General features: G+C 62.0%; 15 protein-coding genes and 3 tRNA genes. 7 read left to right on the forward strand and 11 right to left on the reverse strand.

The window, feature by feature from the left end; translation table 11 throughout:
• The 4 genes from BN1123_RS02510 to BN1123_RS02520 form a co-directional block, all read right to left on the reverse strand.
• The coding region (locus BN1123_RS02510; protein ID WP_042025301.1) for a GTP-binding protein at positions 1-392 on the reverse strand (392 nt) is incomplete at its 3' end.
• 93 nt (positions 393-485) lie between these two features.
• A tRNA-OTHER gene (locus BN1123_RS21220) sits at positions 486-560 on the reverse strand.
• A gap of 4 nt (positions 561-564) precedes the next feature.
• Positions 565-639 (reverse strand) — tRNA-Gly (locus tag BN1123_RS02515).
• Between the two features lie 38 nt (positions 640-677).
• Positions 678-762 (reverse strand) — tRNA-Tyr (locus tag BN1123_RS02520).
• A gap of 263 nt (positions 763-1,025) precedes the next feature.
• Here BN1123_RS02520 and coaA point away from each other — a divergent pair.
• Positions 1,026-1,964 carry a type I pantothenate kinase gene (gene coaA / locus BN1123_RS02525; RefSeq protein ID WP_026457408.1) on the forward strand — a complete coding sequence of 313 codons (939 nt, stop codon included), beginning with the start codon at positions 1,026-1,028 and terminating at the stop codon, positions 1,962-1,964.
• A gap of 73 nt (positions 1,965-2,037) precedes the next feature.
• Here coaA and birA read toward each other — a convergent pair whose 3' ends face one another.
• Entirely contained in the window at positions 2,038-3,003 is a 966-nt protein-coding gene (birA, locus tag BN1123_RS02530) for a bifunctional biotin--[acetyl-CoA-carboxylase] ligase/biotin operon repressor BirA (RefSeq protein ID WP_042025186.1), read from the reverse strand.
• The gene (gene murB, locus BN1123_RS02535) at positions 3,000-4,037 is read right to left on the reverse strand and encodes a UDP-N-acetylmuramate dehydrogenase (RefSeq protein WP_042025187.1); all 1,038 of its coding nucleotides are present in this window, start codon (positions 4,035-4,037) and stop codon (positions 3,000-3,002) included. Before murB ends, birA begins: the two co-directional genes overlap by 4 nt.
• 127 nt (positions 4,038-4,164) lie before the next feature.
• Here murB and BN1123_RS02540 point away from each other — a divergent pair, with 127 nt between their 5' ends.
• Positions 4,165-4,818 (forward strand): potassium channel family protein, encoded by a 654-nt coding sequence (locus BN1123_RS02540; protein ID WP_026457411.1) that lies wholly within the window; start codon positions 4,165-4,167, stop codon positions 4,816-4,818.
• Positions 4,815-6,170, forward strand: a complete 1,356-nt coding sequence (locus tag BN1123_RS02545; RefSeq protein ID WP_042025189.1) for a TrkH family potassium uptake protein — start codon at positions 4,815-4,817, stop codon at positions 6,168-6,170. Before BN1123_RS02540 ends, BN1123_RS02545 begins: the two co-directional genes overlap by 4 nt.
• A gap of 39 nt (positions 6,171-6,209) precedes the next feature.
• On the opposite strand, the gene BN1123_RS02550 is transcribed toward BN1123_RS02545, so the two are convergent.
• Positions 6,210-7,043: an AraC family transcriptional regulator gene (locus BN1123_RS02550; RefSeq protein ID WP_042025190.1), complete on the reverse strand. Its 834-nt coding sequence runs from the start codon at positions 7,041-7,043 to the stop codon at positions 6,210-6,212.
• 103 nt (positions 7,044-7,146) lie between these two features.
• Between BN1123_RS02550 and BN1123_RS02555 the strand changes: the two genes are divergently transcribed.
• Together BN1123_RS02555 and BN1123_RS02560 are read left to right on the forward strand one after the other, a co-directional pair.
• Entirely contained in the window at positions 7,147-7,680 is a 534-nt protein-coding gene (locus tag BN1123_RS02555) for a carboxymuconolactone decarboxylase family protein (RefSeq protein ID WP_042025191.1), read from the forward strand.
• Positions 7,681-7,693: 13 nt separating this feature from the next.
• Positions 7,694-8,134, forward strand: a complete 441-nt coding sequence (locus BN1123_RS02560) for a DUF417 family protein (protein ID WP_042025192.1) — start codon at positions 7,694-7,696, stop codon at positions 8,132-8,134.
• Positions 8,135-8,174: 40 nt separating this feature from the next.
• Here the strand turns inward: BN1123_RS02560 and BN1123_RS02565 are convergent, their stop codons facing one another.
• The 3 genes from BN1123_RS02565 to BN1123_RS02575 form a co-directional block, all read right to left on the reverse strand.
• Positions 8,175-10,145, reverse strand: coding sequence for a DNA topoisomerase III (locus BN1123_RS02565; RefSeq protein WP_042025194.1), 1,971 nt, complete (start codon positions 10,143-10,145; stop codon positions 8,175-8,177).
• Positions 10,146-10,212: 67 nt separating this feature from the next.
• Positions 10,213-10,707, reverse strand: coding sequence for a response regulator (locus BN1123_RS02570; RefSeq protein WP_042025195.1), 495 nt, complete (start codon positions 10,705-10,707; stop codon positions 10,213-10,215).
• Positions 10,708-10,766: 59 nt separating this feature from the next.
• Positions 10,767-12,731 (reverse strand): ATP-binding protein, encoded by a 1,965-nt coding sequence (locus BN1123_RS02575; RefSeq protein ID WP_042025196.1) that lies wholly within the window; start codon positions 12,729-12,731, stop codon positions 10,767-10,769.
• Between the two features lie 278 nt (positions 12,732-13,009).
• On the opposite strand from BN1123_RS02575, the gene BN1123_RS02580 reads away from it, so the two are divergent.
• Positions 13,010-14,140 (forward strand): NapC/NirT family cytochrome c, encoded by a 1,131-nt coding sequence (locus BN1123_RS02580; protein ID WP_042025197.1) that lies wholly within the window; start codon positions 13,010-13,012, stop codon positions 14,138-14,140.
• Between the two features lie 23 nt (positions 14,141-14,163).
• Entirely contained in the window at positions 14,164-16,644 is a 2,481-nt protein-coding gene (gene torA, locus BN1123_RS02585) for a trimethylamine-N-oxide reductase TorA (protein WP_042025198.1), read from the forward strand.
• Between the two features lie 86 nt (positions 16,645-16,730).
• On the opposite strand, the gene BN1123_RS02590 is transcribed toward torA, so the two are convergent.
• Positions 16,731-17,192 carry a hypothetical protein gene (locus tag BN1123_RS02590; RefSeq protein ID WP_026457286.1) on the reverse strand — a complete coding sequence of 154 codons (462 nt, stop codon included), beginning with the start codon at positions 17,190-17,192 and terminating at the stop codon, positions 16,731-16,733.
• Positions 17,193-17,208: the final 16 nt, after the last annotated feature.

Raw genomic sequence — 17,208 nt, forward strand, 5'->3', positions numbered from 1 at the left:
ATGTACGGAACGCCTACCTGGCGACCCAGCAGGATGTGCTCACGGGTCTGCGGCATCGGGCCGTCAGTCGCAGCTACTACCAGGATAGCGCCATCCATCTGGGCAGCACCGGTGATCATGTTTTTAACGTAGTCGGCGTGACCCGGGCAGTCTACGTGAGCGTAGTGACGGGTAGCGGTGTCGTATTCTACGTGGGAGGTGTTGATGGTGATACCACGCTCACGCTCTTCCGGTGCCTTGTCGATCTGGTCGAAGGCGAAAGCTTTACCACCGAAGTGCTTGGCCAGCACGTTGGTGATAGCAGCAGTCAGGGTGGTTTTACCGTGGTCAACGTGGCCGATGGTACCCACGTTAACGTGCGGTTTACTACGCTCAAATTTTTCTTTAGACATGATCGTCCCTCTAAACTAACGCTGAGTACGCGGTGGCAAGCTAACCACAGAACAGTTTATATGATGGATTTGAATCTGGTGGGGAAGAGAGGTTGGTGCTGACAGGCAGATTCGACTGCCGACCTCACCCGAGGGTGTAGCTCTTGGTATCGCCTGAGCCATATCAGCATCTTGGAGCGGGCAGCGGGAATCGAACCCGCATCATCAGCTTGGAAGGCTGAGGTAATAGCCATTATACGATGCCCGCATTTCTCTAACCCAAAGAACTCAAACCGCAGAGAAATATGGTGGAGGGAGAAGGATTCGAACCTTCGAAGGCAGAGCCGTCAGATTTACAGTCTGATCCCTTTGGCCGCTCGGGAACCCCTCCAAATACCAGATTGTCACAACGGTAATTCTGCTTGCACCCGTTGTTTTTATCGCTTTTGCTCGGCAAATAGACGACAGACATCTAAGCGTCGCGCATTTTATTGTAAGGATTTGGGGGATGCAACCATTGAGCCCGGCAAAAAGTGCTTTATTGCCGCCGAGTTTGCAAAAACATGGCGACAAATCGGGCAATCCCGCCAGGTCGCTTGTCGCTCCCCCACCCTTGGTGTATGGTCGCCGTGCCCAAGAAACAGTGACGACACCATGACGACAGAGCATAACCCCTATCTGCAATTCACCCGCGAACAATGGGCGTTATTGCGCGATTCGGTCCCCCTGACCCTGACCGAGCACGATCTGCAAACCCTGCGCGGGATCAACGAGAAGGTGTCATTGCGGGAAGTCGAAGAGATCTATCTGCCGCTCTCCCGTCTGCTCAATCTCTACGTCAAGGCCAAGCAGCGTCGCAGCCGGGTGCTGGAGCAGTTTCTCGGCCAGTCCCGCGGCAAGGGCACCTACATCATCAGCATCGCGGGCAGCGTGGCCGGTGGCAAGAGCACCACGGCGCGCATCCTGCAAGCGCTGCTGGAGCGCTGGCCGGAGCACCCGCGGGTAGAGCTGGTTACCACCGACGGCTTTCTCTATCCCAACAAGGTACTGGAGGAGCGCGGCCTGATGCGCCGCAAGGGATTCCCCGAGTCCTACGATATCCGTCATCTGGTGGAGTTTGTCGCCAACATCCGCGCGGGACACGAAAAGGTGGAGGCCCCCGTCTATTCCCACCTTATCTACGACATCATTCCCGACGAGAAGAAGGTGGTGGAGCAGCCGGACATCCTGATCCTGGAAGGGCTCAATGTGCTGCAAAGCGGCATGGACTACCCGCAGGATCCGCACCGCGTGTTCGTGTCTGATTTCGTCGACTTTTCCATCTATGTGGATGCCGATGCCGAGTTGCTGCGCACCTGGTATATCGAGCGTTTCCTCAAGTTTCGCAGCGGCGCCTTCTCGGATCCGGACTCCTACTTCCACCACTATGCCAAGCTGGCGGAAAGTGAAGCGACCCGGATTGCCGGCAACATCTGGCAAGATATCAACTATCTGAATTTGCAAGAAAACATCCTGCCAACCCGGGAGCGAGCCAACCTGATCCTGACCAAGGGACAGGAGCATGCCATCGAACAAATCAAACTGCGCAAGTGACACTTGAACAGACAACGGATAAACGAAGAGGGGGCCAATGGCCCCCTCTTCGTTTATAACTGCCACGGTACCCTCAGTCTCCCCGGCGCAGGGAGATTTCACCGCCCAGATAGAACTTGATGCCCTCCTCCGTCTCCAGACGCAGAGCTCCGCGATCGTCGATCCCCCTGGCGATGCCGCGGACCTCCTGATCGCCCATCAGCAGACGAACAGGGCGACCGGCAAAATGATCGAGCCGGTTCCACGCGTCGACGAAGCTCCCCAATCCGCTCTGTTCGAAGGTCTGCATGGCAGTTTGCAGGCGTTCTATCACCCGGGCAGCCAACTGGTTGCGATCAACCAACTCGGGGTTGATGTGGCGCAGTTCGGCCCAGGCCTGATCAATCCTCTCCCCTTCCCGGGCCGGCATGGCCAGATTGAGCCCTACCCCGATCACCAGATGGCAACTGGCACCGGCACTGCCGCTCATCTCCACCAGAATGCCCGCCAGCTTGCGCCCCTGATAGTAAAGATCGTTGGGCCACTTGAGCTCAACTCCCTGATAACCCAGGGATTCCAGTGCCTCCACCACGGCAACGCCCACTGCCAGGCTCAACCCCATGGCAGCTGCCATACCCTGCTCCAGCCGCCAGTACATGCTCAAGATCAGCTGGCAACCAAACGGCGAAATCCACGGCTTGCCACGACGACCACGGCCGGCGGTCTGGCACTCGGCCAGGCAACACTCGCCGGCGCGGGCCTGGTTGACCCGCTCCAGCAGGAACTGGTTGGTGGAGTCGATGACCGGGAAGCAGTGGATTGGCGCCATCGGGGCCAAGGCTTGCAATTGGGCCTGATCGTAGAGGGCCAGCGGCACCGCCAATCGATAGCCCTTGCCGGTCAGACTGAACAGATCCAGCCCCAACCCCTTGAGGGCAGCCATATGCTTGCTCACCGCCGCACGGCTGATGCCGAGTTGCTCACCCAGCTGTTCGCCGGAGTGGAACTGACCGTCGCTGAGCAGGGAAATCAGGGTCTGTCTGATGGGTGTCAATGTCATGCCAGCACCTCGTCAAGCCAGGTTTCCCCCTGCGCCCCCATGAAGCGCACCTCGTGCTCCAGCACTACGCCAAACTTCTGCTCCACGCTGTCACGCACATGGGCCGCCAGGGCGATCAGCTCCATGGCGCTGGCGTCCCCCAGATTGACCAGCACCAGTGCCTGCTCCTGATGCACGGCGGCGCGACCGATGGCAAAGCCCTTGAGGCCACACTGATCGATGAGCCAGCCCGCGGCCAGCTTGGCCTCCCCCTCTCCGGCCGGATAGCTGGGCATCTGCGGATACTGCTGCTTGAGCCGTTGCGCCAGCTTGGCTGGCACCACGGGGTTTTTGAAGAAGCTACCCGCATTACCGAGCACAGCGGGGTCAGGCAACTTGGCCATCCGGGTTGCGCAGACGGTATCGAAAATAGCCTGGGCCGTTGGGTATTCACCAAGGGCTGCCAACGGGCCGTAGCCCGCAACGGGTTGCCAGGCTTTGGGCAGACGCAGGCCAACGGCGGTGATCAGGTGAGTATCCTGGTACTCATGCTTGAAGATGCTGTCGCGATAGCCGAAACGGCACTGATCCGCCGCGATCCGCTCCATCTCGCCGCTCTGCCAGTTGAACGCATCCACATAGTCGCAGAAGGTGGCCAGCTCGACGCCATAGGCCCCGATGTTTTGCACCGGTGCGGCGCCGACCGTACCCGGGATAAGCGCCAGGTTTTCCAGTCCATGCCACCCCTGCTGCAGGGCATGGCACACCAGCTGATGCCAATCCTCGCCCGCCGCCACATGGAGCAACCAGTGATCGCCGCCATCCTGCATCTCGATCCCTTTCAGACGGTTGAGGATCACCAGCCCGAGAAAATCGGTGGTAAACAGCACATTACTGCCGCCGCCCAGGGTCAGACGCGGCAAAGACCCGAGCTGAGGATCGGCGCGCAGGTTGCCCAGATCGGCGACCTGCTCCACCTCGGCCAGCCAGAGGCAATGAGCATCGAGGGCAAGGGTGTTGAGACTCAACAGGGAGGCGTTGGCATTCAGTTTCATCGGTCTGTCCCGGCTTGGTGCGAAGGCGCAGTCTACCTCAAGTTGGTCGATGACGAAAAACCTGGACTCTTTCCGGCCGAATAACAGTGGTTTAGAGTAGACAGATTCAACTGTTGAGGAACCACTCATGAACAACCAGTTTGCCGTCATCGGCCTGGGCCTGTTTGGTAGCGCCCTGTGCGAAGAGCTGCAACGACAGGATGCCGAGGTACTGGCTATCGACATCGACGAGAGCAGAACCCGCCAGATCGCCACCCTGTGCAACCATGTCATCGTTGCCGATGCCACCGACGAGGCCACAGTGGCCGAGCTGGGGCTGGCCAACTTCGACATCGTCTTCGTCGCCATCGGTGACAATCTGGAGACCAGCATCCTCACCACCCTAGTGCTCAAAGAAGCCGGCGTGAAGAAGGTGTGGGTCAAGGCACGCGACAAATTTCACGCCAAGATCCTGCAGAAGGTGGGGGCCGACAAGGTGATCAACCCTGAATGGGACATGGGTCGCCGGGTCGCCCAGAGCATGCTCGACAACCGCCTGTTCGACTATCTGGAACTGGGCCATGACATGGTGCTGACCGAGTTCGTCATCGGCCTGCAGTTGAACGGCAAAGCCCTCAGCGACTTCCACCTGTTGCAACAGAGCGACTTCCAGCTGCTCGCCATCAAGCGCGGCGAAACCCTGCACAACGTGCTGACCGGCAAGATGGAGCTGCAGCTGGGAGATATCCTGATCCTGGCTGGCAACAAACACGCCATCGATCACTGGCTTGAAACCCTATGATCAACTGGCGCAGCAATTACACCTTCGCCCTGTATCAGAAGGATGAGTCCCGCTGGAGCGAAGCCCGGCTGATCCTCGGCAGCTTTCTGATCATCCTGCTGGTCGGCACCATCTTTCTGGTGCAGCCCTCCAGCCACAAGGGCGAAGTCACCTTCATCAACGCCCTGTTTACCGCTACCTCGGCCATCAGCGTAACCGGCCTCGGGGTCGTGGATACAGGTACCGCCTTTACCCTGCAAGGGCAGATCTTCCTGCTCATCCTGATGGAGATTGGCGGTCTGGGCCAGATGACCATGACCCTGTTGCTGATCGCCATGTTCAGCAAGCGGGTCGGCCTGCGCCAGCAGGTGCTGGCCAAGGAGGCGCTGGGCCAGGAGGGATCGGTCAACATAGTCCAGCTGGTCAAGCGCATCGTGCTGTTCGCCTTCATCGCCCAGCTGATCGGCACCGCCATCATGGCCATTCGCTGGGTGCCCGAGATGGGCTGGGTCCACGGCCTCTACGTCAGCTTCTTCCATGCGGTATCGGCCTTCAACAACGCCGGCTTCTCGTTGTTTGCCAACAATCTCATGGACTATAGAGATGACCCTCTCATCAGCCTCACCATCGCCGGCCTGCTGATCCTGGGGGGGCTTGGCTTTACCGTCATCGTCGATCTGGTGCGCAACCGCCGCTGGCGCAGGCTCAAACTGCACAGCAAGCTGATGCTGGTGATGACGCCCGCCCTGCTGCTGATCGGTACCCTGATGTTCTGGCTGCTTGAGCACAACAACCCGGGCACTCTGGGTGAAGCCAGCCTGGGCAGCCAGTTGCTGGCAGCTTTCTTCCAGTCGGCCAGCGCCCGGACGGCGGGGTTCAACTCCATCGACATCGGCCAGATGGTGCCCGCCTCCCTGCTGTTCATGATGATGCTGATGTTCATCGGGGCCGGCGCCACCTCCACGGGGGGCGGTATCAAGGTCACCACCTTTGCGGTGGTTCTGCTCGCCACCAAGGCCTTCCTGACCAAGCGCCCCCACGTCACTGCCTTTGGCCGCACCCTGTCGCCCCAGATAGTGACCCGCTCGCTGGCCATCATCATGGTCAGCGTCATGGGGTTGATGCTGGCCATGTTCCTCTTGATGATCACCGAGGATCTGCCGTTCGACAAAATCATGTTCGAGACCATCTCGGCCTTTGCCACCGTCGGCCTCTCCACCGGTATCACCAGCTCCCTGAGCGAACCGGGCAAACTCATCCTGGTACTGGTGATGATCTGTGGCCGTCTTGGCCCCCTCACCCTGGCCTTCATGCTGGCTCGCCCGGCCGAGACTCGCATCCGCTACCCGGAAGAGGGTGTCTACACGGGTTGATCGATCATGAGAACGGGGCAGCCAGTGGCTGCCCTGTTTCTATTCTGCCCGCTGCTGCTGTGCCTTGAGCCAGCGCCCCGGACTCATCCCCAGCTCCCGCTCGAACGCCCGACCGAAGGCGACACTGCCGCTGTACCCCGCCCCCAGCGCCACCTGCACCATGGATTCCCCCGCCAACAATTGCTGGCAGGCACGCGCCATGCGCCAACGGGTCAGATAACCGAGCGGCGCCTGACCAACCCGTTCCTGAAACCGTGCGGCAAAGCGGGCCCGCGACATGCCGGCCTCCCGCGCCAGCGTGGCCACGGTCCAGGGTTCATCTCCGCGCTGATGCATCGCCGAGATCGCCCTCGCCAGCTGGGGATCGGAGAGGCCTGCCAGCATCCCCTGCTGGCACGCCCCCTGTTCGACCAGATGACGCAACAACAGGATCAACAGTACCTCCAGCAGGCGGGAGAGTACCGGCTCCTGCCCATAGCGGGGGTGAAATGCCTCGTCAAACAACTGATCCAGCACCGGCGTCAGGACAGGCAGCGCTCGCAGTGGCAACACCAGCGAGTCCGGCAACGCCTGCTGCAGCGGCGATGCGCCCCCCTGCCCGAACGCCACGTTGGCACACACCAGATCGCAGCCCCCCAGCTTTCTGGGCTCAAGCCTGTGCCGGCGCCCCCGGGGAAACAGGATCAGAGTCGGCTCCTCAAGCAGCAGGCTGGCGCTCCCCTCTTCACACAGCGTCAGGGCACCGCTGCGCAGCAGATGGAGATGTCCGCCGCCCGGGTAATCGTCGCTGGGGGAGTGCTGGCACAAGTTGCCGGCGAAGAAGAGCCTGGCTTCGGGGGTGGCATGGGCCAACAGGGTGGAGAGCGGATCCATATTTGAGACGAATAGTATCTATTTAAAGACAATTGGTGATAAACCGTATCACGAACGACGGCACACTGTCTCCCGTACCTTCACCAACACACAGGAGTACATCATGAGCCGTATCCAACCCGTATCCCAGCCGCAACCGGCTGCCGCCCCAACCCTGGCCACCCTGCAACGCACCCTGGGCATGGTGCCCAACCTCTACGCCACCCTGGCTCACTCGCCAGCCCTGCTCAACGGCTTCCTGGCTTTTGCCGATGCCCTCGGCAAGGGACGCCTCACCGCCCCCCAACGAGAGCTGCTGGCACTGGCCATCGGCCAGGCCAACGCCTGCCAATACTGCTTGTCTGCCCACACCCTGCTGGCGGGCAAGGCCGGATTCTCGGCCCAGGAGATCCGCGCAGCCCGTCTCGGCCAGGCGGCGGATCCCCTCGATCACGCCCTGCTGCAGCTGGCTACGGCGCTGGTCAGCCAGCGTGGTGTCATCAGTGACGAGCAGTTGGCGAGCGCCCGCGCCGCCGGTGTGGACGACGAGCTGCTGCTGGAGGTGCTCGGACAGGTGGTGGTCAATACCCTGACCAACTATGGCAACCATCTGGCGGCGACCGATATCGACTTCCCGCCCGTCACCCTGACCCCTTAAGCGAGGATCCCCCATGCAGCAACATGACAAAGGCTTTCTGATCGCCCTGGCGGGCGTGGTACTGACCCTGCTCTGGATCGGCGTGTTCAAGTTCACCCCGACCGAGGCGGCCGCCATCAAGCCACTGGTAGCCAGCCACCCCTTGATGAGCTGGCTCTATGGCCCCCTGTCGGAACAGGGCGTATCGAACCTGATCGGGCTGGCCGAGATAGTGATCGCCGTCGGACTAGTCGTGGGTCTGTGGCAACCCCGCATCGGTTACTGGAGCAGCATGGGGGCTATCGTCACCTTCCTGGTTACCCTGAGCTTCCTGCTGACCCTGACAGGGGTCTGGAAGGTGGTCGACGGCGTGCCGGTCACCGAGTTCTTCATCTTCAAGGATCTGGTGTTCCTCGGGGTGGTTCTGCACTACCAGCAAAGGATCCGCGCCAGCTTGCCCGCCCGGGCAGCCTGACAACAATGCCTTTGGCGCCCAGGACGGGCGCCTTTTTTCGTCATGCCGCCCTGGTTTGGCGCTTGCTGGTCGTTTTGCGTGGTCGGGATCCGCCGGTCGTGCTGGCCGCCCCCTTGCGCCGGGTGAAACGCCGCTTGGCTGCGCCGGGCGCCTCCCTGGGCAGGGCGCTGAAACCGGCCCCCGAATCCTGCCTGGCCCCCTCCACCAGCCCGTGCAGCTGTTCGGTCAGCGGCCCCATGAACTGCTGGTAGCTGCCGTGGCGCTCGGCAATCCGACCGAGACTCTGCTCCCATAACGCCGTCATGTCCGGGGTGGTGGCGCTGGTCGGCAACGCCTGGATCAGCGCCCGCCCCGTGGGGGTCGCCTTGATGACCTTGCCCTGACGCACCAGGAAGCGACGCTTGAACAGCAGATCTATGATGCCGGCCCGGGTCGCTTCGGTACCAAGGCCATCGGTCTCCCGCAGGGTCTTGCGGATCTCGGGATCCTGCACATAACGGGCAATCCCCGTCATGGCGGCCAGCAGGGTGGCATCGGTAAATGACTTGGGCGGCTGGGTCATCTTCTCCAGCAGCTCACCCCGCTCGCATAACAGTTGCTCTCCCTCCTTCAGGGCGGGCAGAGTGCCGGCTTTCTCTTCATCGTCATCTTCCTCCACCCCGAGCAACGCCTTCCAGCCGGCCTTGAGGATGCGACGCGCCTTGGCCTGGAACAGACCGCCGGCAATACGCAGCAGCACCTTGCTGTCGTTGTACTCGAATGGCGGATAGAACTGCAGCAGGTACTGGCGGGCGATGAGGCCATAGAGTTTGGCCTCGTCGGCCCCCAGGCTCCCCTCGTTGCCGCGCTTTTCGGTGGGGATGATGGCGTGGTGGGCATCCACCTTGCTGTCGTTCCACGCCTTGCTGCGGATCTTGCCGTCCGCCTCGCTCACCGCCTTGGCCAAAGCGGGGGCCGTGGCGGCGATGGCCTCACGCACCTGGGAGGCCCGGCTGAAGTGATCACTTGGCAGATGTCGGCTGTCGGATCTGGGATAGGTGATGAGCTTGTGGCGCTCATAGAGGCTCTGGCACACGTCCAGCACCCGTTTGGCATCCATGCCGAAGCGCTTGGCCGCATCGATCTGCAGGCTGGAGAGGTTGTAGGGCAGCGGCGCCGCCTGCTTGCGAGCCTGCTCTTCCACCGACTCCACCTGCGCCGGCTGGCCGTTGATCCTGCTCACCACCTTGTCGGCCAGCGCCCGGTTGAGCACCCGCCCCTCCTCATCCTGCCACGGCAGGCAGGCTTCAGAGGGCAACCACTTGGCGGTGAAGCGCTCGTTGCCATCAGTCACCAGATGGGCCAGCACTTCGTAGAAGGGCTTGGGGACGAAAGCCTCTATCTCGAGATCCCGGCGCACCACCAGCCCCAGCAGCGGGGTCTGTACCCGCCCCACCGAGAGCAGCTCGCTGCAGCCCGCCTTGCGCCCCAGCAGGGTGTAGGCGCGGGTCATGTTGATGCCATAGAGCCAGTCGGCCCGGCTACGAGCCAGCGCCGATACTGCCAGCGGCACGAACTCCTTGTTGTCCCTGAGCTTGTCGAGGGCGCGGCGCACCGCCGGCGGGTTGAGATCGCTGATGAGGCAGCGCTGCACCGGCTTGGTTTTGGGGAAACCGAGAAAATCGATCACTTCATCCACCAGCAGCTGCCCCTCCCTGTCCGGGTCACCGGCGTTGACCACGCAGTCGGCCTGTTTGATGAAGCGCTTGATGACGGTGAGCTGGGTCCTGGTCTTGGGCTTGGCCACCAGTTGCCACTGATCCGGCACTATGGGGAGATGTTCCATCCGCCACTGCTTGAAGGCGGCGTCATAGGCATCGGGCTCGGCCTGCTCCAGCAGATGGCCGATGCACCAGGTGACCACATCCCCCTGGGCAGTTTCGATGAAACCTTCCCCCTTCTTGTGGGGCTTGGGCAGTGCATCGGCTATGGCGCGGCCGAGAGTGGGCTTCTCGGCGATAAAGAGTCGCATCTGTGGCTACCTGCAATACTGTATATGCAGACAGTATACAACCCAGTGCGGCAAAGCCCAACCGCCGCTATTCGTCGAACGGATGGTCGTGAATGGCGGCAAACAGCCTGGCCTGGTTGAGCAGGGAGGCGTAATGGAAGGCGTTGTCGCCATCCTCCGCCAGCAGATAATCGGTGAGTTGCTCCCGCACCGCCTCTTGCAGCGTCTCCAGCTTCCACGGCTTGGCCAGATAGTAGTGCAGGCCGCCGCGATTGACCGCCTCGACGGTCGCCTCCAGCCCCGCCTGACCGGTCAGCAGCAGCTTGCGCCTGGCACGGGTACTGGCGCGCTGGTTCAGCTCGATGAGAAAGTCGATGCCGAGAGTCCCCGGCATGATGTGGTCGCAGAGGATCAGGGCCAGTTTGCCCCCCTCGCTCTCCCACTCATCCACCACGGCGCGCGCTTCATCGACACTCTCGGCGGCTTCCAGCTCGAAGTGGGAACGGAAAGGGGCGAGATCGTGGATCACCGCTTCCAGCACTTCCCGCTCGTCATCCACACACAGGATCAGGTAGTTTTTCATTGTTTTTCCTCCTTGGCGGCATCTCGCGACGGCTCCGCCGGTTGATGTCGGCGGCCGCATCAGGCCGCGTGTTCCTTGTGATGATTTTCTCCCCCATGGCTGGCATGCCCTCTGCCATCCAGCGGCAGACAGACCCGCATCCGGGTGTAGCGGCCAGGTTCGGAGGCCACCTCGATCCGGCCGTGGTGCTGCTGCACTATCTGCAACGCCACGCTCAGGCCGATGCCGAGGCCAAAATGGCCCTCTCGCTTGGTGGTGAAGTTGAGATCGAAGATCCGCTCCCGCAGTTCGGGAGGAATGCCGCAGCCCGTGTCCTCCACCTCCACCATGACCCACTCGGGATCCAGCAGGGCGGTGCGGATGGTAAGCCGGCCCGGGCCGCTCATGGCATCCAGGCTGTTGCCGATGAGGTTGGTCCACACCTGCTGCAGGGCGATGGGATGGCAGCGCACCGGCGGCAGCGGCTGGTACTCCTTGCACAGCTCGTGCTGTTTGAGGCGGTTTTCGAAGATCATCAAGGTGTCTTCCAGCCCCTCGTGCAAGTCCACCAGCGAGGGCTCATCCCCATCCTGGCGGGCATACTGTTTGAGACTCTTGACCAGATCGCCGATGCGGCGGGCACACACCTCTATATTGCGCAGGAAGCTTCCAGTCTGCTGGAACAACTCCAGCTGCACCAGCAGGGCCTCCCGCTGTGCGCCAGTGCGGCCGGCAAACCAGCGTTGCCAGCTCAGCTCGTCATCCAGATGCATCTGCACCGCCAGCCGCGCCTGCTGGCGATCACCGAAACGCCCCTCCGCCTGGCGGGTCTTGTCGCGGATCTCGCTGGTCGAGACCGGTTGGGCCGTCAGGGCCTGGCAGAGGGTCTGGTTGCCCAGCCCCTTGATGGCGGCGGGCAGCTCGAGGTTGACCAGATCGGGGATGGCGGCCCGCAGGGTTTCGCTGCCGCGGATGATGGCCGCCACCGGATTGTTGAGCTCATGGGCCACGCCGGCCACCAGCTGCCCCAGCACCGCCATCTTCTCGCTCTCCACCAGTTGGGCATAGGCCGCATCGAGGGAGTTGAGGGTCTGCTGCAACCGGATCTCGGTGCGGATGCTGTTCTGCAGACGGCGGTTGAAGTGGCGCAGCAACAGGCTGGTGAAGGAGGGAAGCAGTTCGCTGCGGGCCTGCATGACGCGGGAAAACTGCAGCTTGTCGAGCTTGATCACCTCGGCCCCGGTCAGGGTCACCGCCGTGGTGAAGGCGGGTTCGCCGGTGACGAAGGACATGCCCCCCACCAGGGAGCCGGTACGATAGTGCACTACCTCCTGCTCGATCCCCTGCTCATCGCGCTTGCGCAGTACCACCTCCCCCTTGGCGATGAACCAGAGAAAGCGGTTCGACTCCCCTTCCCGGGTCAGCACATGGCCCGGACTGTAGTGGAGACAGACCTTGGCCTCGTCATCTCCTTCGAAGAACTGGTAGAGCCCCTCGATCACCACCCGGGAGAGCTCTTCATCACTGCAATGGGTGTAATCCATGAAGCCCTGGCGGTACTCGGCCATCTTGCGATCGACGTGAGCTCGCAGCAGCTTCTGGTTGTCGAGCACGGCGGCATAGCTCAGCAGATCCACCTCGGGGTGCTGCAGCACGAAATGGCTGGCCTGTTCGATCACCGCCCGGCGCAGGCTGCCATCGCGCCAGGGGAGCTGCAGGTAGTAGTCGAGCCGGCCCAGGTTGACCGCCTCTATGATGGATTTCATCTCCGGCTGGCTGCCCAGCAGGATCTTGCGGCACGCATCGTGGCGATCGCCAAGGTGGATGAGGAAGTCGGCCCCCCGGCCATCCCCCAGATCGCTGTCGCACACCACCACGGCGGGCAGTTGCCCCTTGCCTTCCAGCTCGTCCAGCGCCTGTTCAGCGGACTGCTGTCCGGCCACCACCACCAGATTGAAGTGACTCAGCAACGGGGCCAGCTCCTGCTCGAACTCGGCCAGCATCTGCACATCGGCGGCAACACACAACAGGGAGAAGGGGCTCATCAGCGACGCTCCATGGGGGCTCACTCATGACTATATCAATGAATCCGGGAGGGTTTTGCGAGGAGGCTAACAGCTGCAAAGGAAAGAGTCAGAAAACAGGCTGCGATCCAAGTGATGAATTTAATTCAGCAATAATTCAAAAAAATAAATTAATCACGAAGTGTGACGCCATTCAAAAAATATAAAGCATGACAAAGGTCAACGTCTTACAACCACCGATACCACTACCATGGAGGTACTACTATATTGGTACAAAATAACTGTAGGACAATGTCGTCATGATTGGAAAACTGACCCGAAAAACCTGGTTCTGGCTCCTGCTGCTCGGAGCCCTGCTGGGCGTAGCGGCACTGGGGGTGACAGTGACTGTGCTGCACAAGACCAGCTCCACCGAATTCTGCGTCTCCTGCCACTCGATGCAGACACCGCTTGCCGAGTACCAGGGCAGCGTTCACTTCCAGAACACCAAGGGGATCCGCGCCGAGTGCGCCGACTGCCACATTCCGGGGGATCCCACCTCCTATCTGTGGACCAAGATCCGCGCCGTGAAGGATATCTACCACGAGGCGATCGGCACCCTGGACACCCCGGAAAAATACGAGGCCCACAAGCTGCGCATGGCGCAGTCGGTGTGGGACGAGCTCAAGGCCAACGACTCGGCCACCTGCCGCAGCTGCCACAGCTATGAGGCGATGGACATCCTGGCCCAGCGCCCCAACGCTCGCGCCGAGCACCCGGTCGCCATCAAGGATGGCCAGACCTGCATCGACTGCCACCGCGGCGTCGCCCACATCATGCCCGACATGAGCGGCCTGGCCGCCGCCGGCGCCAGCGAACTGGCCCAGGCTGCCGCCCAGACCCCGGCCAGCGTCACCACCCGCTACGCCATCGCCACCACCCCGCTGTTCCTCAATGCCAACGCCAAGACTGACGAAGGCACCCTGATGCCCTCCACCCAAGTTGAAGTGCTGGCCAACGAGAACGGCCGCGCCCAGGTGCGCATCGACGGCTGGCAGCAGGATGGCGTGAGCGAAGTCTTCTACGCCGCCCCCGGCAAACGGATCCTGAGCGCCCTGGTCGGCGACGCCGCCAAGAAGGAGCTGGTCACCGGCAAGAGCGAAACCGACAGCGCCACCAACCTCACCTGGCATCAGGTCAGCCTGACCGCCTGGGTTGACCAGAGCCAGCTCATCGGCGATCAGGGCAAGCTGTGGCAATACGCCTCCACCCTGATGTCCAATAACTGTACCGGCTGCCACGGCCTCACCGCACTGGATCACTTCAATGCCAACCAGTGGATCGGCGTCATCAAGGGGATGGAATCTCGCACCTCCCTGACCCCCGAACAGTCGCGCATGCTGACCCAGTATGTCCAGAAACACGCCAGTGACATGAGCGCGGCCCACTAAGGCTGGCACAGAGGAAAACCGTTATGACTTTTTACAACGACAAGAAAACCAATCTGTCCCGCCGCAACCTGCTTAAGGGTCTGGGTGCCTGCGCCGCCCTGCCCCTGCTCGGCGGCCTATTCCCGAAAAGCGCCCTGGCCCAGGCCATCAGCACGGCACTGAGCCAGTTCCCGACTCTGGTGCCGGCCCAGAAGGGCATTCTCACCGGCGCCCACTGGGGGGCCTTCGAGGCCATCGTCGAAGAGGGGCGCATGGTGCGTGTCCAGCCGGTGGCCGATGATCCGGCCCCGAACGATCTGATCGACATGGCGCCGTTCCAGGTCCACGCCAAGAACCGCATCAAGTACCCTATGGTACGCAAGAGCTGGCTGGAACATGGCCCGGGGGCCAAGACCGAGCTGCGCGGTGCCGACGAATGGGTGCGGGTGAGCTGGGAGAAGGCCATCGAGCTGGTCGCCGGCGAGATCAAACGGGTGCAGAGCGACTTTGGCCCGCAGGCTATCCACGCCGGTTCCTACGGCTGGAAGAGCGTCGGCATGTTCCACAACAGCCGTACCCTGCTGCACCGTCTGATGAACCTGGCCGGCGGCTTTACCGGTTATGCCGGTGACTACTCCACCGGTGCCGCTCAGGTGATCATGTCCCACGTGATGGGCTCCATCGAGGTGTACGAGCAGCAGACTGCCTGGCCCAACGTGGTGGAAAACGCCGAACTGGTGGTGCTGTGGGGGGTCAACGCCCAGGTCACCCTGAAGAACAGCTGGAACATGCCGGATCACGAGGGTCAGGCCGGCTTCAAGGCGCTCAAGGAGAAGGGCACCCGCGTCATCAGCATCGACCCCATCTACAACGAGACCGCCAAGCAGCTGAATGCCGAGTGGATCGCCCCGAACGCCTACACAGACGTCGCCATGATGCTGGGGGTCGCCCACACCCTGTATAGCGAGAAGAAACACGATCAGGCCTTCCTCGACCGCTACACCGTCGGGTTCGACAAGTTCCTCGCCTACCTGCTCGGCAAGGACGACGGCCAGCCGAAGAGCGCCGAATGGGCAAGCACTGTATGTGGCGTCGACGCCAAGGTCATTCGCCAGCTGGCCCTCGACATGGCCGGCAAACGCACCATGATCATGGCAGGCTGGGGCATGCAGCGTCAGCAGCACGGCGAGCAGCCCAACTGGATGCTGGTCACCCTGGCCGCCATGCTGGGCCAGATCGGCCTGCCGGGCGGTGGCTTCGGCTTCAGCTACCACTACTCCTCAGGTGGCAGCCCCACCGCCAAGGGCGGCATCCTGGCGGGGATCTCAGCCGGCAACGCACCGAAGAACAGCCCCGCGCCGATCCCGGTGGCCCGCATCGCCGACTGCCTTGCCAATCCGAGCAAGACCATCGACTTCAACGGTCGCAAGGTTACCTATCCGGACATCAAGCTGGTCTATGTGGCGGGCGGCAACCCCTTCCACCACCATCAGGACACCAACAACCTGATCCAGGCCTGGCGCAAGCCGCAGACCGTGATCGTCCACGAGCCCTACTGGACCGCCACCGCCAAGCAGGCCGACATCGTCCTGCCGGTGACCACCAGCTACGAACGCAACGATCTGGAGATGGGCGGCGACTACTCCCAGCGCTACGTCTTCCCGATGCACCAGTGCGTGCCGCCCCAGTTTGAAGCGCGCAACGACTTCGACATCTTCAGCGCCATCGCGGCCAAGCTGGGTGTGCAGGATCAGTACACCGAAGGCAAGGACGAGATGCTGTGGCTCAAGCAGATGTACGACGGCATGGCGGCCCAGGCGCGCGGTGCCCGGGTGGCGCTGCCGCCGTTCAACATGTTCTGGGAATCCAACAACTATGTGCGCTTCCCAGTGCCCGAGGCGAGCCGCGAGTGGGTACGTCATGCCGATTTTCGCGAAAACCCGCTGCTCAACCCGCTCGGCACCCCGTCAGGCAAGATCGAGATCTTCTCCAATACGGTGGCAGGCATGGATTACGCCGACTGTGCCGGTCATCCCAAGTGGTATGAGCCCAAGGAGTGGATCAAGAGCGAGGTGGCGACCGCTTATCCCCTGTCCCTCAACACCTCGCACCCGACCCAGCGGCTGCACTCCCAGCTCGACAACACTCCGCTGCGGGACAAGTTCGCCATCGCCGATCGCGAAGCCATCATGATCAACCCGGCGGATGCCAAGGCTCGCGGCATCGCCCAGGGGGATCTGGTACGCGCCTTCAACAATCGCGGCCAGATCCTGGTGGGGGCGCTCATCTCCGAGGATATTCGCCAGGGGGTGGTGCGGATCTGCGAAGGGGCCTGGTTCGATCCGGCCAAGCCGGGTGACGTGGGCAGCATCTGCAAAAACGGCAACGTCAACTGCCTCACCTTCGATGAAGGCTCCTCCAGCCTGGCCCAGGGCAACTGCGGCCACATGGCCCAGCTGCAGATTGAGAAGTACACAGGCCCTGCGCTGCCCAACACCGCCCACGAGGTGCCGGCCGGTGCCTGACAACGCCAGAACCTGACAAAGTGCAATAAAAACGGCGCCATCAAGGCGCCGTTTTTATCTCTGCTGCAACAGAAGCCGGGACAGGATCAGAAGTCCCCTTCCTCCATATACTCCTGAGCGCACTCCACCAGCTGGGGCCAGAGCTCTTCCGGCACCCAGGCATCCGGGTCATCCTCGTCGCCATCGTACTGGCTCCAGAAGTAGCGGCGCAGGCCGGAGGCAAACTCGTCGCTGATCTCCGCCAGCTCGGAGAGCGGCCCCAACCAGGCGATGCGGCGCAGGCCGGAGGCGAGATCGTTGATCGCGTCCATCAGGGTGCGATCATCGAAGCTCTGTTCCACCAGCAGGGTAAAGCGTTCGCGCGCCTGTTCGGTCTGCTCCTCGTCCAGCTCGCCGACATCGGCCAGCAGATCGACAAAATCCTCCAGCAGGAACTGGATCAGGCCGTCCCTGTCTTCAAACCACTGGATCTGGGCGCCCTTGGTGCCCAGCACAGAGGCATCGAATGAATCGTCAAGATGACATAGTGCCCACGGATCGTCAGTCATGGTTCTCTTCCTCAGG

The sequence above is a fragment of the Aeromonas enteropelogenes genome, from assembly GCF_000819845.1.
GTDB classification, from domain to species: Bacteria; Pseudomonadota; Gammaproteobacteria; order Enterobacterales; family Aeromonadaceae; genus Aeromonas; species Aeromonas enteropelogenes.